The following is a 24,600-nucleotide window of genomic DNA, read 5'->3' as shown; positions in this document are numbered from 1 at the left end:
GGCGTGACCACAGGGGGTTCCGGTATGGCGCGGCGCTAATTGAAAAGCGATTTGGCCGAAAACAGGATAATCAGGGCCACGACGACAAACGCCACAATGGCGATGAAGAACAGTATCTTTGCCATCCCGGCCGATGCGGCGGAAATACCAGTGAAACCGAACAGGCCGGCCACCAGCGAAACGATCAGAAAAAACAGCGCCAGTTTCAGCATGGCATACTTCCCCGCAAATTACTCATGACATTACCAACGCAACAGGACCGGTTACGTTGCCTTTAGCGGCGGCGGCGGGTGATAAGCGTTACGATAAAGCCCAGGAACGAGGCCCCGAGCAGCGCACATAGCGGGCGGTCGGCGGTGAAATCGCGCACGGTATCGCAAATCTCGCCCAGGCCCTGCTGGGCCATGCCGCCAGCGCCGCGCATACGGCCGCCGGGTTCACCCGCAAAGCCGTCCAGACCATCCTGAAGGCGGCCGATGCCGGATTCAAGGTGCGCTTCAAGATTGGGGGGATTCGTCATGCTCTGTATTCCCTTGCTTGCCAGCGGGGAAGATAGACAGCCAGCCTTCCCCTATCTACTCCCGTGCCTTCAGGCCCGCATGGCGGGTCAGGCGCCAGAGCAGACTTATCATATCTCCGATGCCTGCCAATAGGCCGCGACCACGCCGGGGTCCTCTTCCCCCGCAATGAGCAGCTTCATCCGTTCCGCCATGGCCCGCATGGGGGGTGCAGCATGATCGCGCGGGCGGGGGCCAACCAGAAAATCCCCCCGCACCCCTGCCGGATGGCCCTCAAGGACGATGATCCGGTCAGCCAGCGTCAGCGCTTCCTCAAGGTCATGGGTGACAAACAGCACCGTCGCATGCGTGCGCTCGTGAATGCGCAGCAGTTCAAGCTGCAATGCATTGCGCGTAATCGCATCCAGCGCGCCAAAGGGCTCATCCATCAGCAGCAGGTCAGGTTCCACCGTCAGGGCGCGGGCCACACCCACGCGCTGGCGCTGCCCGCCCGAAAGCTGGCGTGGCCACCTGTCCGCCATGTCCGCCAGGCCGACAAGCTCCAGCGCCGCCATGGCGCGCGCGCGCCGCCGGGCCGCGTCCAGCCCCAGCCCCTCAAGCCCCAGTTCCACGTTACGCACCACGCTGCGCCACGGCATGAGCTTGGCGTCCTGAAACACCATGGCGGTTGGCCGGTGCGCGGTGGTCGCGGGGGATTGCAGGATCACCTGCCCCTCGCTCGGGGGGACAAGCCCCATGATGACACGCAGCAGCGTGGACTTGCCCACGCCCGACGGGCCAAGCAGGGCCACGAATTCGCCCCGCCTTATTTCCAGATCGACATGCCGCAGGATAAAGCTGCGCCCCCTGTCATGCGACAGGCCAATACCGTCCAGCCGCACGACCACATCTGCCGCATGATCCGTCATGATCGCGTTCATCCCTGCCAGCCCATCAGCCGCCTGCGCACCATCATGAACAGCATGTCGGTCAGGGCATACAGCAGGGCCATGGTCAGCATATAGACCACCACCAGATCGGTCGCCAGCAGGCTGGAGGCCTGCATCATCCGTGCGCCAATGCCGGGCACGCCAAACAGTTCCGCCGCCACGACCGACATCCACGCCTGCCCCAGCCCCGTGCGCAGCCCGGCCAGCAGGCCGGGGGCGGAACCGGGAATGACGACCGTGCGCATCCGCGCCCAGAACCCGCCATGACCGAAGGAGGCCGCAACCTCGTACAGGTCGGGGTCGATGGCATGCACGGCGCCATAGGCCGCATAGAAATTAATCCAGAAAACCGAGATCGCGATGACAAACGTGGCCCCCGCGGTATTCAGCCCGAACCACAATATGGCAAACGGCACCCACGCCAGCCCCGGGATCGGGCGCAGCACCCGCACCACCCCGGACAGTAGCGCATCCAGAACCGGCACCGCGCCACAGAGCAGGCCCATCACTGCCCCGGTCACCGAACCGATCACCAGCCCGGTCAGGTAATGCGTCAGGCTGTCCCTGATGGCCTGCAGCCATGCCCCGTTATGCAGTTCATCAAGCCACGCCGGCCCCAGCGAGGACGGTGCGGGCAGCAGCCCGAACGGCACCAGCCCGAAGCGGATCGCCGCCTCCCACCCCCCGAACAGAAGTATCAGGCCAAGTCCGCCCAGCATGGGACGCAGCATGGCGGAGCGGTTCAGTTTCACTGCTGGATCTGCCTGTAACTGTCCAGATCAAACAAGGCCGCCACGGGTTCCGCCTTGTGCAGCACACCGGTCTGCACCTCGAAATCCTGCAACTGGCCAACTGCCGTCTCAATGGCGGCGGGGTCGGATACATATCCCGAAGCCGATGCCTTCAGCGCCTCGATCACGATTTCCTTGGGCAGCATGCCACCGCCCAGCGCCTGCTGCACGTACGGTTCCACCTGCTCGGGGTCCGTGGCCAGCAGGTGTGTCGCCTTGACGAAGCTGGCCAGGAACGCGGATTTCCACGCCGCCCGGTCCGGCGCATTTTCATTCACGATCGCCAGCACCGATCCGGGCTGGCCGGGCATGAGGTCATGGCCGGTCGCCAGCACCCGCATGCCGGGAATACGGTGGCGGATAATGGTCAGCGCCGGTTCGCGCAGAATGGCGCCATCCACAGCCCCGGCCAGAAACGCCTGCTGGGCCGCGTCGATATCAATGCCAATAATATTGGCCACCTGTGCGGGTTCCAGCTTGTTGCGCTCCTTCAGCCAGTAGCGCAGCAGGGTATCGGGCACCGAACCCTGCGGCTGGCTGGCAATCTTGGGCATGCGGTCGGTCACGGAGGTAAAATCGGCAAAACGCTGGCGCAGGGCGTCCGGTGTCAGTGGCTTGGGCTGCTCCGGCAGGCCGGAAGCCAGTGCACCGCGCGAGACAACTTCCAGTTCCTCGATCGCGGCAGTGGCCACGACCTTTACATCCACCCCATGCGCGCGTGCCTGCAAAAGCGGCAAGACACCGGCCACATAGGCGTCAATCTGCCCCGCAACCAGCGCCTGCACCGCCTGCGGCCCGGACTGGAAGCGCACAAGCTGCAGGTCAATACCCGCATCATGCGCCCAGTTCTTGCCCTGCATGACAAAAAGCGGTGCCGAACCGATGACCGGAATATAACCCACGCGCACGGTTGCGGCCTGCGCCTGCAGTGCCCCGCCCAGTCCAATCATGGCGGCAAGAGCATAAAAGCCGCGCCGGAACGCACGCCTGAAATTTGGTCCTGTCATGAATAATGCCCTGTTGGAAATGCAGGGTACACCCTGCGTATTGATGCGCTTGTTTAAATATACACGATGCTGATTGAATATCTATATAACGATTGAAAAATGTTAGATTAAAAATTGACACAAAAAAACCCGGCCGAAGCCGGGCTTTTTCCGGGACTTACAATGTCCCTCAGGCAGCCAGATCAGCTTCCTGCGCCGTTTCCGGACGCGGGCCGCTATCCTGACCCTTGGCGGAGACATCGCGGTCCACCAGTTCGATCACGGCCATGTCGGCCGCGTCACCATGGCGCATGCCGGCACGCAGCACGCGGGTGTAACCACCCGAGCGAGTCTTGTACCGATCCGCAACGGCGGCGAACAGCTTGGACACGATCTTGTCGTCACGCAGCTGGGCGAAAGCCTGGCGGCGGGCATGCAGATCACCACGCTTGCCCAGCGTGATCAGCTTTTCCACAACCGGGCGAAGTTCCTTCGCCTTGGGCAGGGTGGTGGTGATCTGTTCGTGCTTGATCAGGGCGACAGCCATGTTGCGAAACATGGCCTGTCGATGGGACGAGGTAACGCCGAGCTTACGGCCGGCAACACCGTGACGCATGATGTAATTTCCTGTTTTTCCGGTTCAGAGGATCAGAACGGCTCGTCGAGCCTCTTTGCCAGATCTTCGATATTTTCCGGCGGCCAGGCCGGGACATTCATACCCAGTGAAAGTCCCATGGCAGTCAGGACTTCCTTGATCTCGTTCAGCGACTTGCGGCCGAAGTTCGGGGTGCGCAGCATCTCCTGCTCGGTCTTCTGAACCAGATCACCGATATAGACAATGTTGTCGTTCTTCAGGCAGTTCGCACTACGGACCGACAGTTCAAGCTCATCGACCTTGCGCAGCAGGTTCCGGTTGAACGGCAGGTCATCCTGCGGCTCTTCCGTGCGGACCGTGCGCGGCTCATCAAAGTTGATGAAGAGCTGGAGCTGATCCTGCAGGATACGCGCGGCAAGCGCCACGGCATCTTCAGGCGTTACGGCGCCATTCGTCTCGACCGTCAGCAGCAGGCGGTCATAATCCGTCACCTGACCCACGCGGGTCTGCTCGACCTTGTAGGACACGCGGCGGACGGGCGAATAGATGGCGTCAACCGGGATCAGGCCAATCGGCGCATCTTCCGGGCGGTTCGCCGCTGCCGGAACATAGCCCTTGCCCATGTTCACGGTGAATTCCATGCCGAACTTCACCCCTTCATCAAGGGTGCAGATCACGAGATCGGGGTTCATGACTTCAATGTCATGCCCGGTCTGGATCTGTCCGGCACGCACTTCACCCGGCCCGGTGGCCGTCAGCACCATGCGCTTGGGGCCTTCGCCATGCATGCGCAGGGCAAGCTGCTTGATGTTCAGGACGATATCGGTCACGTCTTCACGAACGCCCGCCACCGACGAGAATTCATGCAGCACGCCGTCAATCTGGATTGCCGTAACCGCAGCCCCCTGCAGGGACGACAGCAGAACCCGACGGATCGCATTGCCCAGCGTCATGCCAAAACCGCGTTCCAGCGGTTCCGCCACGACGGTGGCGACGCGTGAAGGTTCCGCCCCCGGTTCGACTTCCAGCTTTTCCGGCTTGATCAGGGATTGCCAGTTTTTCTGGAGGACCAAGGTAATGGCCTTTCAAGACTGATCTGCCGCCCACGGGGAGCGACAGATGGTACCCATATAAAGATACCGGAATGACAATCTTCCCCCGCATGCGGGGGAATACGACTTACAGATTGCGGATCAGACGCGACGGCGCTTGCGCGGGCGGCAGCCGTTGTGCGGGACCGGCGTCATGTCACGGATGGCCGTGATCGAGAAACCGACCGCCTGCAGGGCGCGCAGTGCGCTCTCACGCCCCGAACCCGGACCGGAAACCTCGATTTCCAGCGTCTCCATGCCATGCTCACGCGCCTTGCGGCCCGCGTCTTCCGCCGCAACCTGCGCCGCGTACGGCGTGGACTTGCGCGAACCCTTGAAGCCCTGGGCACCAGCGGACGACCAGGCAATCGCATTGCCCTGCGCATCCGAGATGGTGATCATGGTGTTGTTGAAGGTGGACAGCACATGCGCCACCCCGGAAATGATGTTTTTCCGCTCTTTCTTCCGAATACGCGGAGCCGCAGCTTTCGCCATAGTTTTCTCGATCCTGTCAGTTCAAACGGTGCATGGAGCGCATACCGCCCCATGCATACCGGGCAATCCGCTGATTAGCGGGTAGCCTTCTTCTTGCCCGCAATAGCCACGGCCTTACCCTTGCGGGTACGGGCGTTGGTATGTGTCCGCTGACCATGGACAGGCAGCCCGCGCCGGTGGCGCAGACCACGGTAGCAACCCAGGTCCATCAGACGCTTGATGTTCATCGCCACTTCGCGGCGCAGATCACCTTCAACGCGATACTCGCTGTCGATCAGCTCACGGATCTTGCCGATCTCGTCGTCCGACAGCTCGTTCACGCGGCGCTCGGCCGGGATCGCCAGCTGATCGCAGATCGCCTGGGCCTTGGTAGCCCCGATACCATAGATATAACGCAGGCCAATGGTAACCCGCTTGTTGGTTGGGATGTTCACGCCGGCAATACGCGCCACGCCACTTACTCCTCGTCCGCCCTTTCGGGGCACTAACATTCAGGCAGGGCTGCGTCACACCACCTGCCCTTCTGGCAGGAGCGCCGTGAACCTGCCGGTGTGAAACCGGCCAACCCCATCATCATTCATTCAGGCCGCACCAGCCGTGTCATCGTGACCGACTCATGCGACGCTCATACCTTGAGGGCGCGCAATATACTGCTGCCCCCATGTGAGTCAATTATTTTGTATCACTTTTTCGTGATACGGTCGATAACACCAAAGACTTCCCGGGTTACCGCATCAATATCCGCCATGCCATCAACACGGTACAGACGCTTCTGCTCCTCGTAATAGGGCAGGATCGGTGCTGTCTGTTCGCGATAGTTACGCAGCCGCGCGGCTACGGTATCGCGCCGGTCATCCTCACGGCGGATGAACTCGTGGCCCCCGCATACATCGCAGGTGCCCGCCACCTTGGGCCGCTTGAACAGGTCGTTATACCCGGCGCCACACTTGGCACAGGTATAGCGCCCCGCAATCCGGTCAGCGAGGGCGTTTTCATCCACGTCCAGCAGCAGCACCGCGTCGATATGCCGCCCGCTGCGCGCCAGCATGGTGTCCAGTGCCTCTGCCTGCGCCCGCGTGCGCGGGAAGCCATCCAGGATGAAGCCCTTCGCACAGTCCGGCTGCTGGATGCGGCTCTCGATCATGGCGATGATCAGGTCATCGGGCACCAGCCCGCCTGCCGCCATGATGCTCTTGACCTTCTGCCCCAGCGGGCTTCCCGCCGCCACTTCGGCCCGGAGCATGTCGCCCGTGGAAATCTGGGCGATTCCATACCGTTCTTCCAACCGCTTGGACTGGGTGCCCTTTCCGGCACCCGGCGGTCCGAGAAAAATAATATTCAACGCATTCTACCCTTTCTGCCCCGTCCCCTGCGCATGAGTCCCTGATACTGGTGCGCGACGAGGTGAGACTGCACCTGTGTCACCGTATCGATCGTTACGGTCACGATAATGATCAGGCTGGTGCCACCAAAATAGAAAGGCACGTTGTAATGGCTGATCAGCACCTGCGGCAACAGACAGACCGCAACAAGATACAGCGCGCCGATGGTGGTGATGCGCGTCAGGATCCGGTCAAAGAACGTGGCCGTATTCGCCCCCGGACGGATGCCAGGCACGAACCCGCCCTGCTTGCGCAGGTTTTCCGCCGTTTCCTGCGGGTTGAAGGTCACCGCCGCGTAGAAATAGGAGAAGAACACGATCATGCCCGCATAGAACAGCATGTAAAGCGGCTGCCCCTGCCCCAGTTCCTGCCCCAGGAAGGACAGCCATCCCGGCATTGAACTGTTGTTCACGAAACCTGAAATCGTGACCGGAATCAGCAGAACGGAAGAGGCGAAGATCGGTGGAATCGAGCCCGCCGTGTTCACCTTCAGCGGCATATGGGTCGAATCGCCACCGAACATGCGCTGGCCGACCTGGCGCTTGGGGTACTGGATGACCACACGCCGCTGCGCCAGTTCCATGAACACGATAAACGCGATGGTCACCGCCGCCAGCACAAGGAAGACCAGCACGAAAATCGGCGAAAGCGCCCCCGTGTAGCCAAGCTGGAAAAGACTTGCCATTGCATTGGGCAGGTTGGCCACGATACCGGCGAAGATGATCAGCGAGATGCCGTTACCCACCCCGCGCGACGTGATCTGCTCACCCAGCCACATCAGGAACATGGTCCCGCCCACAAGGGTCAGCACACACGAAACGATGAAAAACAGCCCGGGGGATACGACAGCCGAACCGGCCTCCGTATGCATGTTCTCAAGGCCGATCGCGATACCATAGGCCTGGAACAGCGCGATGATCACGGTCAGGTAGCGCGTATATTCATTCAGCTTGCGCCGACCGCCCTCACCTTCCTTCTTCAGCGCCTCAAGCGAGGGAATCGCCGCCGACATCAGCTGCACGATGATCGAGGCGCTGATGTAGGGCATGATATTCAACGCGAACACGGTCATGCGCCCCAGCGCACCACCCGTGAACATGTCGAACATGCCAAGTATGCCGCCCTGGTGCCGGGCCAGAAGCTGCCCCATGACCGTCGCATCGACGCCAGGAACGGGAATATAGGTGCCGATCCGATACACGATCAGCGCACCCAGCGTGAACCAGATGCGCTTCTTCAGTTCCGTCGCATTGGCAAAGGAGCTGAAATTCAGATTGGCAGCCAACTGTTCGGCCGCGGAGGCCATGCGCCCATCCTTTCACAAGAACAGCGCCACCGCTGGAAACGGGACGCTGTCATGATAAAAAAAACCGCAAAAAGTAATAAAGCGATGCGCCCGCCGAGTGCAAGCAGCATCGCTTTTATTATGCCTCGGGTACAGAACAGGTCTGTCCCCGGAAACGGTCATTCTGCGGCAGGAGCCTGCTGCTTCTGCGCCTTGACCTGCACCTTGCCGCCAGCCTTCTCGACTGCTGCAATGGCACCGGCCGAAGCTCCAGCCACTTCGATCGTCACGGCGTGGTTCAGCTCGCCATCAGCCAGCAGGCGGATACCGGCGAAACGCCCGGACCCGACCAGACCGGCCGTGGTCAGGACTTCCTCGGTCACCACGGCCTTGGCGTCGACCTTGCCTGCGGCAATCGCCTTGTCCAGCGCGCCCAGATTCACGACAGCATATTCCTTGCGGAAGATGTTCTTGAATCCACGCTTGGGCAGGCGACGGTAGATCGGCAGCTGACCGCCTTCAAAACCGTTGAGCGACACACCGGAGCGCGCCTTCTGGCCCTTCACACCCTTACCGGATGTCTTGCCCTTGCCGGAGCCGATACCACGACCAAGGCGCTTCTTGCGATAACGTGCGCCTTCGTTGTCACGGAGTTCGTTCAGGTTCATCTCAATCCTCCACCTTGATCAGGTGGGACACCTTGCGGATCATGCCACGAACCGAAGGGGTATCCTCCAGTTCGCGGGTCCGACCGATCTTGTTCAGGCCCAGACCAACCAGCGTTGCCTGCTGGCCCGGCTTGCGTCCGTTCCCGGAATGCACCTGGGTGACGCGAACGGTAGCCTTGGTATCAGACATCAGCCGTGGCCTCCGTCGCTACCGCCGCTTCGCGACGTCCCAGAATGTCCGAAACCTTCTTGCCACGGCGGTTGGCGACTGAACGCGGGCTGGCGCAACGCTCCAGCGCGGCGAATGTCGCCTTGACCATGTTGTGCGGGTTACGGGTGCCAAGGGACTTGGCCACCACGTCATTGATCCCGAGGCTTTCGAACACTGCGCGCATCGGACCACCGGCAATGATGCCCGTGCCTGCATCAGCAGACCGCAGCACCACCTTGCCCGCACCGAAATGACCGGCCACATCATGATGCAGCGTACGGCCTTCCTTCATCGGAACGCGGATCATCGCGCGCTTGGCGCGATCGGTTGCCTTGCGGATCGCCTCGGGAACTTCACGGGCCTTGCCCGCACCGAACCCGACGCGCCCCTTCTGGTCACCAACCACAACCAGTGCAGCGAATGCAAAGCGGCGACCGCCCTTTACAACCTTCGCAACACGATTGATCGTGACCAGCTTGTCGACCAGATCGTCGCCCTCGCGGTCGCGATCGCGACCACCCCGGCCGCCTTCTCTCGGTTCACGTGCCATTATGCGTGACCCTTTCGTCAGAACGAGAGACCGCCCTCACGGGCAGCCTCCGCCAGGGCCTTGATACGCCCATGATAGAGATAAGCGCCGCGGTCGAAAACGACCTTCGACACACCGGCAGCCACCGCGCGTTCCGCCAGAAGCTTGCCAACCGCACCCGCCGCCTTGACGTCCGTGCCACCCGACAGGGTGGAACGCAGATCCTTGTCCAGCGACGATGCCGCGGCCAGTGTACGGCCGGCGGCGTCGTCGATCACCTGGGCGTAGATGTTCTTGCCCGAACGGAACACCGACAGACGCGGACGGCCACCGCTCTTGCGGCGAAGCTGGAAACGGAGGCGCTGACGCCGCCGTTCCCGCAGATCCTTCTGCGTGCTCATTATTTCTTCTTGCCTTCCTTGCGACGGATGGTTTCCGTTTCATAACGGACACCCTTGCCCTTGTAGGGCTCGGGCTTGCGGAAACTACGGATGTCAAGCGCAACCTGACCAACACGCTGCTTGTCGATACCCTCGACGGTTACAGCGGTCGGACGCGGCGTCGTGATCTTGATCCCGTCGGGAATCGCATAGACGATGTCATGCGAATAACCGAGGTTCATGACCAGGTTCTTGCCCTGCACCGCAGCGCGGTAACCCGTTCCGGTAATTTCCAGCGTCTTGGAAAAACCTTCGGACACGCCCTTGACCATTCCCGCGATCAGGGAACGGGTCGTCCCCCACATCATCCGGGCCTGGGCCGCCGTATCGGTCGGCTTGACCGCAACCTTGCCATCCGCGACGTCAACCGCAACATGACGGGACAGCGGCAGCTTGAGTTCGCCCAGCTTGCCCTTTGCCGTCAGCACGCCATCAGCAATGGAAACCTGCACACCCGACGGAACCTCGACGGGATATTTGCCCACTCGCGACATTTATCCCTCCTCAGAACACACGGCAGAGGACTTCACCGCCAACATTGGCAGCGCGGGCCTCCGCATCGGACAGGACACCGCGGGGGGTCGACAGGATCGACACACCCAGCCCGGCATAGACACGCGGCAGTTCCTTGATCTTGGAATAGACACGGCGCCCGGGCTTGGACACACGGTGGATTTCTTTGATGACCGGCTCGCCATCGAGATACTTCAGCTCGATACGCAGCTGGGCCACGCCCTTGCGCAGTTCCTCACGGGAGAAACCACGGATATATCCTTCGCGGCGCAGGGCCTCCAGGACACTGGCGCGCAGCTTGGAAGCCGGCGCGACGCATGCGGCATGCCGTGCACGCTGCGCATTGCGGATCCGGGTGAGCAGATCACCCAACGGATCAGAAAGTGACATCGTTCCCTGCCCTTACCAGCTCGATTTGACCATACCCGGGATCTGACCATTGGAGGCCAGGTCGCGCAGGGCGATACGGCAGAGTTCGAACTTTCTGTAATTGGCGCGCGGACGCCCCGTCAACTTGCAGCGCAGGCGCACGCGAACGCGCGAACCATTGCGAGGAAGTTCAGCAAGCTTAAGCGAAGCATCGAAACGATCCTCAACCGGCAGAGACCGGTCCATGATGATGTTCTTCAATGCTGTCCGCTTAGCCCGGTCCCGGTTTGCCATGCGCTCGCGCTTGGCATTCCGGTTAACGGCGGAAATTTTGGCCATACCTTGTTTTACCCTCCGGAACCTGTCGGGCCATTCCCAACGGTTTTCCAAACAACGTGTCTATTAGGTCTTCTGGACTTCAGACGGAAGCCCTTTCGCTACATTTTATGCAGCGAAGGGCAGATCAAACGCCTTGAGCAGAGCCTTTGCTTCCGCATCCGTCTTCGCGGTGGTCACGAAGATGATGTCCATGCCCCGGATCTCGTCTACCTTGTCGTATTCGATTTCCGGAAAGACGATCTGTTCCTTCAGGCCCATGGCGAAGTTGCCACGGCCATCGAAACCCTTGTTCGCCGGCAGTCCACGGAAATCACGCACGCGCGGCAGGGCGATCGTGACAAAACGGTCCAGGAATTCGAACATCTGCTGGCGACGCAGCGTCACCTTGCAGCCGATCGGCAGACCTTCACGGATCTTGAAGCCCGCGATCGCCTTCTTGGCAACCGTCTTGACCGGCTTCTGACCGGCGATCAGGGTCATTTCCCGAACGGCGGCGTCAAGCTTCTTCTGGTCGCCGGCGGCTTCGCCAACGCCCATGTTCAGGACGATCTTCTCGAGACGCGGAATCTGCATCTCGTTCTTGTACCCGAATTCCTCGCGCAGCTTCGCGCGCAGCTCGTTGATGTAACGCTGCTGCATACGCGGCGCAGGGCGGGCCTCTTTCACTTCAGACATACCCGCCTCCTCAGCCTTCGATAACTTCGCCAGTCGCCTTGGCGACGCGAACCTTGCGACCATCTTCCAGAATACGGAAACCAACCTTGGTCGGGTCACCGCTCTTGGGGTCAATCAGCTTCAGGTTGGACAGGTGCACAGGCATTTCCTTCTGGATAATGCCCCCCTGCTCACCCATGCGGGACGGACGGGTATGCCGCTTGGCGATTGCCACGCCACGGACGACAGCCTTGTTGGCCGCCGGCAGGACTGTAACAACCTCGCCACGGATTCCCTTGGAACCACCAGTGGTGACCAGAACCTGGTCACCCTTCTTGATACGAGCAGCCATTACAGCACCTCCGGTGCCAGCGAGATGATCTTCATGAACTTGCGCGCACGCAGTTCGCGCACGACCGGGCCAAAGATACGCGTGCCAATGGGCTCCTGCTGCTTGTTGATCAGCACGGCCGCATTGCGGTCAAACCGGATGGCGCTGCCATCGGCACGACGCACGGGATAGGAAGTGCGCACGATCACCGCCTGGTGAACGTCGCCCTTCTTTACCTTCCCGCGGGGAATGGCCTCTTTGACGGACACGACAATCACGTCGCCGACCGAGGCAGTCTTCCGCTTGGAACCGCCCAGCACCTTGATGCACTGCACCTGACGGGCACCGGAATTGTCGGCCACGTCAAGGTTGGTCTCGGGATGGATCATGGTCTATGCCCTTCTTTACGCCTGCGTACCGGACGTGGCACCGGCGGCGGCCGCGAGCGGCTGACCGTTCCGGACAACGACAGTCCAGGTCTTGCGGCGGGAAATTGGCTTGCATTCTTCAATGCGCACCATGTCCCCCACCTTGCATTCATTCAAGCCGTCATGCGCCGCATACTTCTTCGAGCGGCGGATGAACTTCTTATACAACGGATGGATAACGCGACGATCGACAAGAACCGTTACGGTCTTGTCCATCTTGTCGCTGGTTACCCTTCCGGTCAGGACGCGCCTTGGCATCGCCCGTCTCCCTTCAGGACTTTACTGCCGGCGCCTGGCCAGCGGAACTCTTCTTCACAACCTCGGTCGCAATCGTCTTCACACGCGCGATGTCACGGCGGACCTCACGCATGCGGGACTGCCCCTCGGTCTGGCCGGTCGCATGCTGAAACCGAAGATTGAACTGCTCGCGCTTCAGATCGACGAGAAGCGTATCCAGTTCTTCAACAGTCTTGGCACGCAGATCGGCCGGCTTTGTTGCCTTTGCCATCTCACGCCTCTCCGATACGGGTCACGAACTTTGTCTTGATCGGCAGCTTCGCCGCGCCCAGAGCCAGCGCTTCACGCGCGACTTCCGGCGGCACACCTTCGATCTCGAACAGAATTCGACCCGGCTTCACACGAGCCACCCAATATTCAGGCGACCCCTTGCCGGACCCCATACGCACTTCTGCGGGCTTTGTCGAGACCGGAAGATCAGGGAAAATCCGAATCCAGACACGACCGGCACGTTTCATGGCGCGGGTAATGGCACGACGGGCAGCTTCGATCTGGCGGGCCGTGATCCGTTCAGGCTGGAGAGCCTTCAGGCCAAAAGCCCCGAAATTCAGGGTTGTGCCGCCCTTGGCCAACCCGTGAATGCGCCCTTTGTGGGCCTTGCGGTACTTTGTCCGCTTGGGAGAAAGCATTTTCTAAATCCTCACGCGCCGCCTGGCGCATCTAGGTCCATTTGACCCCGCAAATTAGCGCTGCGGGGCCTGTTCGGCGGCGCGACGGTCCTGCGCCAGCGGATCGTGGGCAAGAATCTCACCCTTGAAGATCCAGACCTTCACACCACAGGTGCCATAGGTCGTCTTGGCGGTCGCCACACCATAATCGATATCCGCACGCAGCGTGTGCAGCGGCACCCGGCCTTCGCGATACCACTCGATACGCGCGATTTCCGCGCCACCCAGACGGCCCGAGCAGTTGATCCGGATACCCTGCGCCCCAAGGCGCATGGCGGACTGCACGGCGCGCTTCATGGCGCGACGGAAGGCAACGCGGCGTTCAAGCTGCTGCGCGATGTTTTCGGCCACGAGGGTCGCATCGATTTCCGGCTTGCGGATCTCGACGATGTTCAGCGCGACATCGGTCTTGGCCATGCGGGCCAGGTCCTTGCGCAGCACGTCGATATCCTGCCCCTTCTTACCGATCACCACACCCGGACGAGCCGCGTAGATGGTGACGCGGGGCTTCTTGGCCGGACGCTCGATGACCACGCGGGAGACACCCGCGCCAGACAGCTTGCGGCGCAGGTAGGCGCGCAGCTTCAGGTCATCATGCAGCAGGCGCGCATAATCGGCATCGGCGTACCAGCGGCTGTCCCATGTCCGGTTAATACCGAGCCGCAGCCCGATCGGATTAACTTTATGTCCCATGGATCAGGCTGCCTTTTTTTCGGTTTCAGCTTCGGACTTCTTTTCAGCCACAACGATGGTCAGGTGGCTGAAAAACTTCTCGATGCGGGCCGAACGGCCACGACCACGTGCGTGGAAACGACGCATCACGATCGACTTGCCCACTTCTGCGCGGGCAACAACCAGCTGGTCAACGTCCAGCTGATGGTTGTTCTCGGCGTTGGCGATCGCGCTTTCCAGGGTCTTCTTGACCTGCTGGGCAATGCGACGCTTGGAGAACGTGAGCGTGGCAATCGCCTGCCCGGCCGGCTTGTTGCGGATCAGACCCGCAACAAGGTTCAGCTTGCGCGGGCTGATGCGGATGTTCCGCGTCATGGCCTGCGCTTCGGTTTCCGCGAGCGTGCGCGGATGCTTAGGCTTGCTCATGATCAGCCCCGCTTCGCTTTCTTGTCCGAAGAATGACCCGTGAAGGTACGGGTCGGCGAAAATTCACCGAACTTGTGCCCCACCATGTTCTCGGAGACCTGCACGGGCAGGAATTTATGCCCGTTATAGACGCCGAACGTCAGTCCGACGAACTGCGGCAGGATGGTGGATCGACGCGACCAGATCTTGATCACTTCGTTACGGCCCGATGCGCGCGATGCATCGGCTTTGTTCAGCAGATACCCGTCCACGAACGGGCCCTTCCAGACGGAACGTGCCATCTTAAATGCCCCTTACTTGCCGGTCTTCCGGCGACGGATGATCAGACTGTCCGTACGCTTGTTGACCCTGGTCTTGTAACCCTTAGTCGGCTTGCCCCATGGCGTAACCGGATGACGACCGCCCGAGGTACGTCCTTCACCACCACCATGCGGATGGTCAACCGGGTTCATGACGACACCACGGTTGTGCGGACGGCGACCCAGCCAGCGGCTGCGACCTGCCTTGCCCATGTGCTGGTTCATGTTGTCCGGGTTGGACACGGCGCCAATGGTCGCCATGCATTCCGCGCGGACAACGCGCAGTTCGCCGGACTGCAGCTTGATCTGGGCGTAGCCCATATCCTTGCCGACCAGCTGTGCATATGTGCCGGCAGAACGTGCGATCTTACCACCAGCACCGGCCTTGAGCTCGATGTTGTGGATGATCGTGCCCACCGGAACGGCGGACAGCGGCATCGCATTGCCCGGCTTGATGTCGGCCCGCGCACCGGCGATGACCTGGTCACCAGCCTTCAGGCGCTGCGGCGCGATGATGTACGCCAGCTCGCCATCTTCGTACTTGATGAGCGCGATGAACGCCGTGCGGTTCGGATCGTATTCCAGACGCTCCACCGTGCCGACCACGTCGAACTTGCGACGCTTGAAGTCAACATAGCGGTAGGACTGCTTGTGTCCGCCACCGATGAAACGCGAGGTGGTGCGGCCGTGGTTGTTACGACCGCCGCTCTTGTTCTTCCCCTCGGTCAGGCCCTTGACGGGCTTGCCTTTCCACAGCTCCTTGCGGTCGATCAGAACCGTTCCGCGCAGGCTGGGGGTAACTGGATTAAAGTGCTTCAATGCCATTTCTTGTCACCCCGCGTCAGACCAGCTTCGCGGTCAGGTCAATGGACTGACCCTCGGCAAGCTGGACAAACGCCTTCTTCACATCCGAACGCTGGCCGGGACGTCCCTTGAAGCGCTTGGTCTTCCCCTTCTGGATGAGTGTGTTCACACCCAGAACCTTCACACCGAACAGCGTCTCGACCGCTACCTTGATCTCCGGCTTCGTCGCGGTGATCGCGACCTTGAAACCGACCTGATTCTTCTCGGACAGGGCTGTCGCCTTTTCCGTGATCAGGGGGGAGCGGATGATGTCGTACATCGCTTCCCGGGACATACGTTCCGCCTTCTTGCGGATTGCCAGGATGTTGGTCATGCCAGACGCTCCTTCAGGCCCTCAACCCCGGCGCGGGTGATCGCCAGCACCTCGTGGTTCAGGATGTCATAGACATTCGCACCCACAGTCGGAAGAATGTCGATCTTCGGCAGGTTGCGCGCGGCGCGGCCGAAGTTCTCTTCAACAGCCGCGTCCACGATCAGCGCGGACGTCCAGCCCAGGGCCTTCAGCTTGCGGGCCAGCTCGGCGGATTTGCCGGAGGCAGTCGCTGCATCGAGCACGACCAGCTTGCCTTCCGCCGCCTTCTGCGACAGGGCGGAAATCAGGCCCAGGCGACGCACCTTCTTGGGCAGGTCATAGCCATGGTCGCGCACGACCGGACCATGGACCGCACCACCGGTACGATACTGCGGCGAACGCAGCGAACCCTGGCGGGCGCTACCCGTGCCCTTCTGCCGGTAGGGCTTCTTGGTCGTGCCGGAGACTTCCCCCATGCCCTTGACCTTGTGAGTCCCTGCCCGGCGCTTGGCCAGCTGCCAGTGCACCACGCGCGCCATGATATCGGTGCGCGGCGTTGCGGCGAAAATCTCGTCCGGAAGGCTGGCGGTACCTGCGCTCCCGTTATCGAGGGTTTTGATCTCGTAATCCATTGCCCTCTATCCTCAGCCCGCAGCCTCAACCAGGGCCGCCGGATACGGCGCCTCGGCATGACGGGCCTTCTTGATCGCATCACGAACCAGAACCACTTCATTCTTTCCGCCCGGCACGGAGCCGCGGATCATGATGAGGTTCTTTTCGGCATCGACAGCCGCTACCTCGAGGTTCAGCGTGGTGACACGCTCGGAACCGAGATGGCCAGCCATCTTCTTGTTCTTGAAGACCTTACCCGGATCCTGACGGTTACCCGTCGAACCGTGTGAACGGTGACTGATCGAGACACCGTGGGTGGCTTCGAGACCGGCAAAGTTCCAGCGCTTCATCGCGCCAGCGAAACCCTTACCTTTGCTGGTGCCGGTAACGTCCACCTTCTGCCCCGCCACGAAATGGGCGGCGGACAGAGAAGCCCCGACTTCCAGGACGGCATCATCCGCAACGCGGAATTCAGCCAGCTTCTTCTTGGGCTCGACCTTGGCCTTGGCAAAATGGCCGCGGTTCGGCTTCGACACATTCTTGACCTTGGCCTTGCCTGCACCCAGCTGCACGGCGGCATAGCCGTCGCGCTCGGTGGTGCGGACATCAACCACCTGCAGATCATCAACCTGCAGGACAGTCACCGGCACATGTGTGCCATCTTCCTTGAACAGCCGGGTCATACCCAGCTTTTTTGCGATCAATCCGGTGCGCATCGTCTGGACCTTAGAGTTTAATCTCGACATCCACGCCAGCGGCGAGGTCGAGTTTCATGAGAGCGTCCACGGTCTGCGGGGTCGGCTCGACAATGTCGAGCAGCCGGCGATGGGTCCGAATTTCGAACTGCTCGCGGCTTTTCTTGTCCACGTGGGGGGAGCGGTTTACGGTAAACCGTTCAATATGCGTCGGCAGCGGGATAGGACCCCGAACCCGCGCACCCGTACGCTTCGCCGTGTTGACGATCTCCTTCGTGCTGTTGTCTAGCACCCGATGATCGTACGCCTTCAGGCGAATGCGGATGTTCTGGTTGTCCATCTTTCTATTTCAGTCCAACTTTACCTGATTCGGGGGAACCCGATCCGCAATGGAAACCCGGCCGGATTGCTCCGACCGGGATGCCACAGTTCAGCTACGTCCGATCACGCCGTGATGGAAGCAACAACACCTGCACCAACGGTACGGCCACCTTCGCGGATAGCGAAGCGCAGGCCTTCGTCCATGGCGATCGGAGCGATCAGCTCCACATCCATGGCGACGTTATCGCCAGGCATGACCATTTCCGTGCCTTCGGGCAGGTGCACAACACCCGTCACGTCGGTCGTGCGGAAATAGAACTGCGGACGATAGTTGGTGAAGAACGGGGTGTGACGACCGCCTTCTTCCTTCGTCAGGATGTAGGCTTCGGCCTTGAACTTGGTGTGCGGGGTGATCGAACCCGGCTTCGCCAGCACCTGGCCACGCTCAACGTCTTCACGCTTCGTGCCACGCAGCAGCGCACCGATGTTGTCACCAGCTTCACCGCGGTCAAGCAGCTTGCGGAACATTTCAACGCCGGTCACGGTCGTCTTCTGCGTCGGGCGCAGACCAACGATCTCGATTTCGTCGCCAACGTTCACCGCGCCACGCTCGACACGGCCCGTCACCACGGTGCCACGACCGGAGATCGAGAACACGTCTTCGATCGGCATCAGGAACGGACGGTCGATCGGGCGTTCCGGCTGCGGGATGTATTCGTCAACAGCGTTCATCAGGTCGAGAACGCGGTTTTCGCCAACTTCCGGGTCACCATCTTCCAGCGTCACCAGGGCGGAACCCTTGATGATGGGGATATCGTCGCCGGGGAACTGGTAAGCGGACAGAAGCTCACGCACTTCCATCTCGACGAGTTCCAGCAGTTCCGGATCGTCAACCTGGTCAACCTTGTTCAGGAACACGACCAGGGCCGGCACGCCAACCTGACGGGCGAGCAGGATGTGCTCACGGGTCTGGGGCATCGGGCCGTCAGCAGCAGACACGACCAGGATCGCGCCGTCCATCTGCGCCGCACCGGTGATCATGTTCTTCACATAGTCAGCATGGCCGGGGCAGTCGACATGCGCGTAGTGACGCTTCGCGGTCTCGTACTCGACGTGGGCGGTCGAGATGGTGATGCCACGGGCGCGCTCTTCCGGCGCCGCGTCGATCATGTCGTACGCCTTGAACTCGGCGCCGCCGGCCTTGGCCAGCGTCTTGGTGATAGCAGCGGTCAGCGATGTCTTGCCATGATCGACGTGGCCGATCGTGCCAATGTTACAATGCGGCTTGTTCCGCTCAAATTTAGCCTTTGCCATCGTTTTCTCCGTTAACTCAGCCTCGTGCCGAGAGTCGGGTTGGAAAGTTCCGTTTCGGAAGTCGAGCCGGTAGATAGACCGGCCAGACCGCCTTTACCAGCGGTAATGACTGAATGCCTTGTTGGCTTCCGCCATGCGGTGCGTGTCTTCGCGCTTCTTGACTGCGGCGCCACGGTTGTTGACGGCGTCAAGAAGTTCGTTGGACAGACGCTCCTGCATGGTGTTCTCGCCCCGCTTGCGCGAAGCGTCGATCAGCCAGCGGATGGCCAGCGCCTGGCGGCGCTCGGCCCGGACTTCGACCGGAACCTGGTATGTCGCACCGCCAACGCGGCGGGAACGCACCTCGACAGCCGGCTTAACGTTGTCCAGCGCACTGTGGAACATCACCACAGGGTCCGCAGCTGCACCACCACGGCGACGCAGCACCTCAAGGGCGCCATAGACGATCCCTTCAGCGGTGGACTTCTTGCCGTCGTACATCAGGGCGTTCATGAAACGCGTAATGACGACGTCACCAAATTTCGGATCGGGAAGAATCTCGCGCTTGACTGCGCGATGACGGCGACTCATGCCTCGTTATTCCTTTTACTTAGGACGCTTCGCGCCATAGAGCGAGCGACGCTGACGACGCTTGGCGATACCCTGGGTGTCCAGAACGCCGCGCAGGATGTGATAACGCACGCCAGGAAGATCCTTAACGCGACCACCACGGATCAGGACAACACTATGTTCCTGGAGGTTATGCCCCTCACCCGGAATATAGCTCACAACCTCATAACCGTTTGTCAGGCGTACCTTTGCCACCTTACGCAGAGCCGAGTTCGGCTTCTTCGGTGTGGTTGTGTAAACACGAGTACAAACGCCACGCTTCTGCGGACAGCCCTGCAGGGCAGGCACCTTGTTGCGTTTGGCTGCGGGCTCGCGACCTTTCGCGATCAACTGGTTGATGGTCGGCATACGCCTTTCCCGATCCTTACAAAATTCGGCCGGCCAACCGCATGTCCGGCTGCCGACTGTCGTTCACAACAAAACCCCAACGAATGACAACCATCCGTTCGGGCATCATATTTACATCCGGCCTGGGCAGCCCGATTCCCGGACTGCGGTACCGCATGTCTGCATGCTGCATTCGACGGCCAACAACGTCTTTCAGACAGGGCTAGCCGAGGGCGCGGAACCTACGGGCATAATGACCAAAAGTCAAGCCTTGCGCAGGATTCGCTATGGTCTGACGCAACGAATCCGTTACGCCAGCCTGGAACACCGTTCCGGTCCGCAGCAGATAGCGCCGGAATCGGATGGTGACAATAGTGCAGCACCGAATCATTCCGGATACCAGCTGCCCGGTATCCGGAAATGTGGTTCGTATGGTTACTCGGCGGCCTTGGTCGGGGTGACGGCAGCACGGGCCTGAGCCAGACGCTGCTTGTCTTCCCCGGCGGCGACCGCACGGAGCTTGTTCATGACGCTGCCCGTCCCTGCCGGGATCAGGCGGCCGACAATCACGTTCTCCTTCAGGCCGTTCAGGGTATCCTTCTTGCCTGCCGTCGCGGCCTCCGTCAGGACACGTGTAGTCTCCTGGAAGGATGCGGCGGAGATGAAGGACTGGGTCTGGAGCGAGGCCTTGGTGATGCCCTGGAGCACCGGCATGGCCACGGCCGGACGTTCACCCATGTTCAGCCGCTTGGTGTTCTCTTCCTCATACTCGATGCGATCCACCGTCTCACCGATCAGGTAGGTCGTATCACCGGGTTCAAGGATCTCCACCTTCTGCAGCATCTGCCGAACAATGACCTCGATGTGCTTGTCATTGATCTTCACGCCCTGCAGTCGGTACACGTCCTGAATCTCGTTGACGAGATAGTCGGACAGCGCCTCGACCCCGAGAACCTTCAGGATGTCATGCGGCACGCGGGGACCATCGACCAGCGGATCACCGACCTGGACAAAGTCACCTTCCTGCACGGAAACATGCTTGCCCTTGGGGATCAGGTAATCCGTCTCCTCGCCCGTCTCATCGTTCTTCACGATAATGCGGCGCTTGGACTTGTAGTCCTTGCCGAATTCCACACGTCCCTCGGTTTCCGAGATGATGGCGTGATCCTTCGGACGACGGGCCTCGAACAGTTCGGCCACACGCGGCAGACCACCGGTAATGTCACGCGTCTTGGAACCTTCGCGCGGGATACGGGCCAGCACGTCACCTGCGTTGACCTGCGCCCCATTTTCCACCGACAGCAGCGAATCCGGCGACAGGAAGTAACGGGCGTCATTCCCGTTGGCCAGCTTCACCACATCGCCCTTGGCGTCCTTGAGCTGCAGGCGCGGACGCAGGTCGATCCCCTTGGAGGCCTGCTTGTAGTCCACGACCACCTTGGACGTAAGGCCGGTCACCTCATCCATCCGCTCCACCAGCGTGATGGAGTCGATCAGGTCAAGATATTCGACCTTACCGGGCTGCTCGGTGATGATCGGCAGGGTGTACGGATCCCACTCGGCCATTTTCTGGCCACGCGTGACCTCGGCGCCGTCCTCGACCAGCAGGCGCGCACCATACGGCACACGGAAGCGGGCGCGTTCGGTACCACGGTCATCCGTCAGCAGGATTTCGCAGTTACGCGACATGACGATGGGCACGTTCTGACTGTTGTGCACCACGTTCTTGTTGCGGATCGTCACCTTGCCATCACGCGAGGCCTCGACCATCGACTGCTCGGCGCCACGCTGCGCCGCACCGCCGATATGGAAGGTACGCATGGTCAGCTGCGTGCCCGGCTCACCAATGGACTGCGCGGCGATGACGCCCACGGCCTCACCGATGTTGACCGGCGTGCCGCGTGCAAGGTCACGGCCATAGCAGTGGCCACACACACCCACGCGGCTGTCACAGGTCAGCACGGAGCGGATCAGCAGGCTTTCGACACCCGCCTTCTCGATCTGCTCGGCCTGAGCTTCCTCGATCAGCGTGTTGCGCGGGAACAGGACCTTGCCGGTAGCGGGATCGAGCACATCAGCCGCCAGGGTGCGGCCCAGCATACGCTCGGACAGCGAGGCAATGACTTCACCCCCGTCCATGACCGCACGCACGGTCAGGCCGCGCTCGGTGCCGCAATCTTCCTCGACGATGATGCTGTCCTGTGCCACGTCCACCAGACGGCGGGTCAGGTAACCCGAGTTCGCCGTCTTCAGCGCGGTATCGGCCAGGCCCTTACGCGCGCCGTGGCTGGAGGTGAAGTAATCGAGAACCGACAGGCCTTCCTTAAAGTTGGCGATGATCGGCTGTTCGATGATCTCACCCGACGGCTTGGCCATCAGGCCACGCATACCGGCAAGCTGCTTCATCTGCGCCGGCGACCCACGGGCACCGGAATGGCTCATCATCCACACCGAGTTGGTCGGCTTGCCGATTTCCTGCTTGGAAATCTCCTTCATCATCGCGGCCTGGACTTCGTCCGTGCAGCGTGACCAGGCATCGACCACCTTGTTGTAGCGTTCGCCCGCGGTGATCAGGCCGTCCTGATACTGCTGCTCGAACTCCTTCACCTCGGCCGCGGTACGATCGACCAGTTCCTTTTTCTCGACGGGAACGATCATGTCGTCCTTGCCGAAGGAAATGCCCGACTTCGCGGCGTGGCGGAAACCAAGCCCCATCAGGCGGTCACAGAAGATAACGCATTCCTTCTGCCCGCAGTGACGGTAAACCGCGTCGATCACGTCGGACACGATCTTCTTGGTCAGCTGGCGGTTGATGAGCGAGAACGGCAGTGCCGCATTGCGCGGCAGGATCTGCGCCACGAGCATACGGCCCGGGGTCGTCACCACCGTCTCACGCGAGACCTTGCCATCGGCATCGAGGTTTTCGATGCGCGCACGGATCTTGTCATGCAGCTTAACCGCGCCGGTGCTGAGCGCGTATTCCACTTCGCCGACACTGGCGAAGGACGGCGCGCCCGCAACCGTGACCTGACCCTTGTCGTCATAGCTGTTCTGGTCAGGTGTTGCGCGGAATTCCGGCGTTTCAAGGCTGAGATAGTACAGCCCCAGCACGATGTCCTGTGACGGCACGATGATCGGCTTGCCGTTGGCCGGGCTGAGGATGTTGTTGGTGGACATCATCAGCACGCGGGCCTCAAGCTGGGCTTCAAGGCTCAGCGGCACGTGCACGGCCATCTGGTCGCCATCGAAGTCAGCGTTGAACGCGGTGCAGACCAGCGGGTGAAGCTGAATGGCCTTGCCTTCGATCAGGACCGGCTCGAACGCCTGGATACCAAGGCGATGCAGCGTCGGCGCGCGGTTGAGCATGACCGGATGCTCACGGATCACCTCTTCAAGGATGTCCCAGACCTCGGGGCGTTCCTTTTCCACCATCCGCTTGGCGGCCTTGATGGTGGTGGCGTGACCGTATTTTTCCAGCTTGGAATAGATGAACGGCTTGAACAGCTCGAGCGCCATCTTCTTGGGCAGGCCGCACTGGTGCAGCTTCAGTTCCGGGCCGACCACGATGACCGAACGGCCGGAGTAATCGACGCGCTTGCCCAGCAGGTTCTGACGGAAGCGGCCCTGCTTGCCCTTGAGCATGTCGGACAGCGACTTCAGCGGGCGCTTGTTGGCACCCGTGATGGCGCGGCCACGGCGGCCGTTATCGAACAGCGCATCGACCGATTCCTGCAGCATGCGCTTTTCGTTGCGGACGATGATGTCCGGCGCGCGCAGTTCGATCAGCCGCTTGAGGCGGTTGTTACGGTTGATGACGCGGCGGTACAGGTCGTTCAGATCGGACGTGGCGAAGCGACCGCCATCCAGCGGCACGAGCGGGCGCAGTTCCGGCGGGATGACCGGCACCAGGTCCAGGATCATCCATTCGGGACGGGATTCACTGTCCGCGAAGGCCTCGACCAGCTTCAGGCGCTTGACCAGCTTCTTGCGCTTGGCTTCGGACGTGGATTCCTTCAGCTCCTGCCGCAGTTCTTCCTTTTCCTGCTTGCAGTCGATGCGCTCAAGGATCTTCTTGATCGCCTCGGCGCCGATGCCGACTTCAATCCCCTCGTCGCCATGCTCATCCATGACATCGAGGTACTGGTCTTCCGTCAGCAGGCTGTACTGCTTGAGCGGCGAGGTGCCGGGCTCAAGAACCACATAGCTTTCGAAATACAGGATCTTTTCCAGATCCTTCAGCGTCATGTCCACCATCAGCCCGATACGGCTGGGCAGCGACTTCAGGAACCAGATATGGGCGACGGGGCTGGCAAGCTCGATATGACCCATCCGCTCACGGCGGACCTTGGCCAGCGTGACTTCAACGCCGCACTTCTCGCAGATGATACCGCGGAACTTCATCCGCTTGTACTTGCCGCACAGACATTCGTAGTCCTTGATCGGACCAAATATCCGCGCGCAGAACAGGCCATCACGTTCCGGCTTGAAGGTCCGGTAGTTGATGGTCTCGGGCTTCTTGATCTCGCCATATGACCATGAACGGATCTGCTCGGCCGAGGCCAGCTGGATCTTGATCTGGTCAAAGGTCATGGCCTGGCCGCCCTGACCAAGGATCTTCATGAGTTCATTCATGCGCCGCAAACCCCCTGA

At 61.0% G+C, this 24,600-nt stretch carries 36 protein-coding genes; all 36 read right to left on the bottom strand.

Annotated features, from left to right (window positions below):
- Positions 1–35: 35 nt before the first annotated feature.
- Positions 36–212, bottom strand: coding sequence for a DUF1328 domain-containing protein (locus tag DY926_RS04705; RefSeq protein WP_116702309.1), 177 nt, complete (start codon positions 210–212; stop codon positions 36–38).
- Positions 213–274: 62 nt separating this feature from the next.
- On the bottom strand, positions 275–520 hold the full coding sequence (locus DY926_RS04700) for a hypothetical protein (protein WP_116702308.1): 246 nt from the start codon (positions 518–520) through the stop codon (positions 275–277).
- Positions 521–628: 108 nt separating this feature from the next.
- Positions 629–1,438, bottom strand: coding sequence for an ABC transporter ATP-binding protein (locus DY926_RS04695; RefSeq protein WP_116702307.1), 810 nt, complete (start codon positions 1,436–1,438; stop codon positions 629–631).
- Positions 1,435–2,178, bottom strand: coding sequence for an ABC transporter permease (locus tag DY926_RS04690; RefSeq protein WP_186336085.1), 744 nt, complete (start codon positions 2,176–2,178; stop codon positions 1,435–1,437). Before DY926_RS04690 ends, DY926_RS04695 begins: the two co-directional genes overlap by 4 nt.
- 17 nt (positions 2,179–2,195) lie before the next feature.
- A complete protein-coding gene (locus DY926_RS04685) occupies positions 2,196–3,245 on the bottom strand; it encodes an ABC transporter substrate-binding protein (RefSeq protein ID WP_116702305.1) in 1,050 nt (349 codons plus the stop codon).
- 169 nt (positions 3,246–3,414) lie between these two features.
- Positions 3,415–3,840 (bottom strand): 50S ribosomal protein L17, encoded by a 426-nt coding sequence (gene rplQ / locus DY926_RS04680; RefSeq protein WP_116702304.1) that lies wholly within the window; start codon positions 3,838–3,840, stop codon positions 3,415–3,417.
- Between the two features lie 32 nt (positions 3,841–3,872).
- Positions 3,873–4,892, bottom strand: coding sequence for a DNA-directed RNA polymerase subunit alpha (locus DY926_RS04675; protein WP_025811597.1), 1,020 nt, complete (start codon positions 4,890–4,892; stop codon positions 3,873–3,875).
- A 120-nt stretch (positions 4,893–5,012) separates the two neighbouring features.
- A complete protein-coding gene (gene rpsK / locus DY926_RS04670) occupies positions 5,013–5,405 on the bottom strand; it encodes a 30S ribosomal protein S11 (protein ID WP_003621069.1) in 393 nt (130 codons plus the stop codon).
- Between the two features lie 74 nt (positions 5,406–5,479).
- The gene (rpsM, locus tag DY926_RS04665; RefSeq protein ID WP_025811600.1) at positions 5,480–5,857 is read right to left on the bottom strand and encodes a 30S ribosomal protein S13; all 378 of its coding nucleotides are present in this window, start codon (positions 5,855–5,857) and stop codon (positions 5,480–5,482) included.
- Positions 5,858–6,087: 230 nt separating this feature from the next.
- On the bottom strand, positions 6,088–6,747 hold the full coding sequence (locus tag DY926_RS04660; protein ID WP_116702303.1) for an adenylate kinase: 660 nt from the start codon (positions 6,745–6,747) through the stop codon (positions 6,088–6,090).
- On the bottom strand, positions 6,744–8,093 hold the full coding sequence (gene secY, locus DY926_RS04655) for a preprotein translocase subunit SecY (protein ID WP_116702302.1): 1,350 nt from the start codon (positions 8,091–8,093) through the stop codon (positions 6,744–6,746). The genes DY926_RS04660 and secY overlap by 4 nt, the downstream gene beginning before the upstream one ends.
- Before the next feature lie 158 nt (positions 8,094–8,251).
- Positions 8,252–8,740, bottom strand: a complete 489-nt coding sequence (gene rplO / locus DY926_RS04650; RefSeq protein WP_116702301.1) for a 50S ribosomal protein L15 — start codon at positions 8,738–8,740, stop codon at positions 8,252–8,254.
- Position 8,741: 1 nt separating this feature from the next.
- Entirely contained in the window at positions 8,742–8,930 is a 189-nt protein-coding gene (gene rpmD, locus DY926_RS04645; protein ID WP_025811603.1) for a 50S ribosomal protein L30, read from the bottom strand.
- Positions 8,923–9,501 carry a 30S ribosomal protein S5 gene (rpsE, locus tag DY926_RS04640; RefSeq protein ID WP_116702300.1) on the bottom strand — a complete coding sequence of 193 codons (579 nt, stop codon included), beginning with the start codon at positions 9,499–9,501 and terminating at the stop codon, positions 8,923–8,925. Before rpsE ends, rpmD begins: the two co-directional genes overlap by 8 nt.
- Positions 9,502–9,518: 17 nt before the next feature.
- A complete protein-coding gene (gene rplR / locus DY926_RS04635) occupies positions 9,519–9,881 on the bottom strand; it encodes a 50S ribosomal protein L18 (RefSeq protein WP_116702299.1) in 363 nt (120 codons plus the stop codon).
- On the bottom strand, positions 9,881–10,414 hold the full coding sequence (rplF, locus tag DY926_RS04630; protein WP_116702298.1) for a 50S ribosomal protein L6: 534 nt from the start codon (positions 10,412–10,414) through the stop codon (positions 9,881–9,883). The genes rplR and rplF overlap by 1 nt, the downstream gene beginning before the upstream one ends.
- A 10-nt stretch (positions 10,415–10,424) precedes the next feature.
- Positions 10,425–10,823: a 30S ribosomal protein S8 gene (gene rpsH, locus DY926_RS04625; protein WP_010506719.1), complete on the bottom strand. Its 399-nt coding sequence runs from the start codon at positions 10,821–10,823 to the stop codon at positions 10,425–10,427.
- A 12-nt stretch (positions 10,824–10,835) separates the two neighbouring features.
- Positions 10,836–11,141 (bottom strand): 30S ribosomal protein S14, encoded by a 306-nt coding sequence (rpsN, locus tag DY926_RS04620; protein ID WP_048856916.1) that lies wholly within the window; start codon positions 11,139–11,141, stop codon positions 10,836–10,838.
- Positions 11,142–11,246: 105 nt separating this feature from the next.
- Entirely contained in the window at positions 11,247–11,816 is a 570-nt protein-coding gene (gene rplE, locus DY926_RS04615) for a 50S ribosomal protein L5 (RefSeq protein ID WP_116702297.1), read from the bottom strand.
- Positions 11,817–11,826: 10 nt separating this feature from the next.
- Entirely contained in the window at positions 11,827–12,147 is a 321-nt protein-coding gene (rplX, locus tag DY926_RS04610) for a 50S ribosomal protein L24 (RefSeq protein ID WP_116702296.1), read from the bottom strand.
- Positions 12,147–12,515 carry a 50S ribosomal protein L14 gene (gene rplN, locus DY926_RS04605; protein WP_007399629.1) on the bottom strand — a complete coding sequence of 123 codons (369 nt, stop codon included), beginning with the start codon at positions 12,513–12,515 and terminating at the stop codon, positions 12,147–12,149. Before rplN ends, rplX begins: the two co-directional genes overlap by 1 nt.
- Before the next feature lie 15 nt (positions 12,516–12,530).
- On the bottom strand, positions 12,531–12,812 hold the full coding sequence (gene rpsQ, locus DY926_RS04600) for a 30S ribosomal protein S17 (protein WP_116702295.1): 282 nt from the start codon (positions 12,810–12,812) through the stop codon (positions 12,531–12,533).
- Between the two features lie 13 nt (positions 12,813–12,825).
- Complete coding sequence (rpmC, locus tag DY926_RS04595; RefSeq protein ID WP_025811620.1) at positions 12,826–13,062, bottom strand: 50S ribosomal protein L29; 237 nt, start codon at positions 13,060–13,062, stop codon at positions 12,826–12,828.
- Position 13,063: 1 nt separating this feature from the next.
- Positions 13,064–13,480, bottom strand: a complete 417-nt coding sequence (gene rplP, locus DY926_RS04590; protein WP_007399626.1) for a 50S ribosomal protein L16 — start codon at positions 13,478–13,480, stop codon at positions 13,064–13,066.
- 54 nt (positions 13,481–13,534) lie between these two features.
- Positions 13,535–14,212 carry a 30S ribosomal protein S3 gene (gene rpsC / locus DY926_RS04585; protein ID WP_007399625.1) on the bottom strand — a complete coding sequence of 226 codons (678 nt, stop codon included), beginning with the start codon at positions 14,210–14,212 and terminating at the stop codon, positions 13,535–13,537.
- 3 nt (positions 14,213–14,215) lie between these two features.
- On the bottom strand, positions 14,216–14,617 hold the full coding sequence (gene rplV / locus DY926_RS04580) for a 50S ribosomal protein L22 (protein ID WP_025811622.1): 402 nt from the start codon (positions 14,615–14,617) through the stop codon (positions 14,216–14,218).
- Positions 14,618–14,619: 2 nt separating this feature from the next.
- Positions 14,620–14,898 carry a 30S ribosomal protein S19 gene (gene rpsS / locus DY926_RS04575; protein ID WP_007399623.1) on the bottom strand — a complete coding sequence of 93 codons (279 nt, stop codon included), beginning with the start codon at positions 14,896–14,898 and terminating at the stop codon, positions 14,620–14,622.
- A gap of 12 nt (positions 14,899–14,910) precedes the next feature.
- On the bottom strand, positions 14,911–15,741 hold the full coding sequence (rplB, locus tag DY926_RS04570; RefSeq protein ID WP_116702294.1) for a 50S ribosomal protein L2: 831 nt from the start codon (positions 15,739–15,741) through the stop codon (positions 14,911–14,913).
- Between the two features lie 16 nt (positions 15,742–15,757).
- Positions 15,758–16,054, bottom strand: coding sequence for a 50S ribosomal protein L23 (locus DY926_RS04565; protein WP_186336084.1), 297 nt, complete (start codon positions 16,052–16,054; stop codon positions 15,758–15,760).
- A gap of 35 nt (positions 16,055–16,089) precedes the next feature.
- The gene (gene rplD, locus DY926_RS04560) at positions 16,090–16,704 is read right to left on the bottom strand and encodes a 50S ribosomal protein L4 (RefSeq protein ID WP_116702292.1); all 615 of its coding nucleotides are present in this window, start codon (positions 16,702–16,704) and stop codon (positions 16,090–16,092) included.
- Positions 16,705–16,716: 12 nt separating this feature from the next.
- Positions 16,717–17,400 (bottom strand): 50S ribosomal protein L3, encoded by a 684-nt coding sequence (rplC, locus tag DY926_RS04555; protein ID WP_116702291.1) that lies wholly within the window; start codon positions 17,398–17,400, stop codon positions 16,717–16,719.
- Positions 17,401–17,410: 10 nt separating this feature from the next.
- On the bottom strand, positions 17,411–17,719 hold the full coding sequence (gene rpsJ, locus DY926_RS04550; RefSeq protein ID WP_007282720.1) for a 30S ribosomal protein S10: 309 nt from the start codon (positions 17,717–17,719) through the stop codon (positions 17,411–17,413).
- Between the two features lie 104 nt (positions 17,720–17,823).
- Complete coding sequence (gene tuf / locus DY926_RS04545) at positions 17,824–19,014, bottom strand: elongation factor Tu (RefSeq protein ID WP_116702290.1); 1,191 nt, start codon at positions 19,012–19,014, stop codon at positions 17,824–17,826.
- 93 nt (positions 19,015–19,107) lie between these two features.
- The gene (gene rpsG, locus DY926_RS04540; protein WP_116702289.1) at positions 19,108–19,584 is read right to left on the bottom strand and encodes a 30S ribosomal protein S7; all 477 of its coding nucleotides are present in this window, start codon (positions 19,582–19,584) and stop codon (positions 19,108–19,110) included.
- A gap of 15 nt (positions 19,585–19,599) precedes the next feature.
- A complete protein-coding gene (gene rpsL / locus DY926_RS04535) occupies positions 19,600–19,971 on the bottom strand; it encodes a 30S ribosomal protein S12 (RefSeq protein ID WP_003621118.1) in 372 nt (123 codons plus the stop codon).
- 414 nt (positions 19,972–20,385) lie between these two features.
- Positions 20,386–24,582, bottom strand: coding sequence for a DNA-directed RNA polymerase subunit beta' (gene rpoC / locus DY926_RS04530; protein WP_116702288.1), 4,197 nt, complete (start codon positions 24,580–24,582; stop codon positions 20,386–20,388).
- Between the last annotated feature and the right edge of the window lie 18 nt (positions 24,583–24,600).

Origin of the sequence: Komagataeibacter melaceti (assembly GCF_003403295.1) — a bacterium.
In the GTDB taxonomy this organism is placed as follows: Bacteria; Pseudomonadota; Alphaproteobacteria; order Acetobacterales; family Acetobacteraceae; genus Komagataeibacter; species Komagataeibacter melaceti.
Note: the sequence above shows the minus strand (reverse complement) of the source record. Positions and strands in the feature narration are given on the sequence as shown.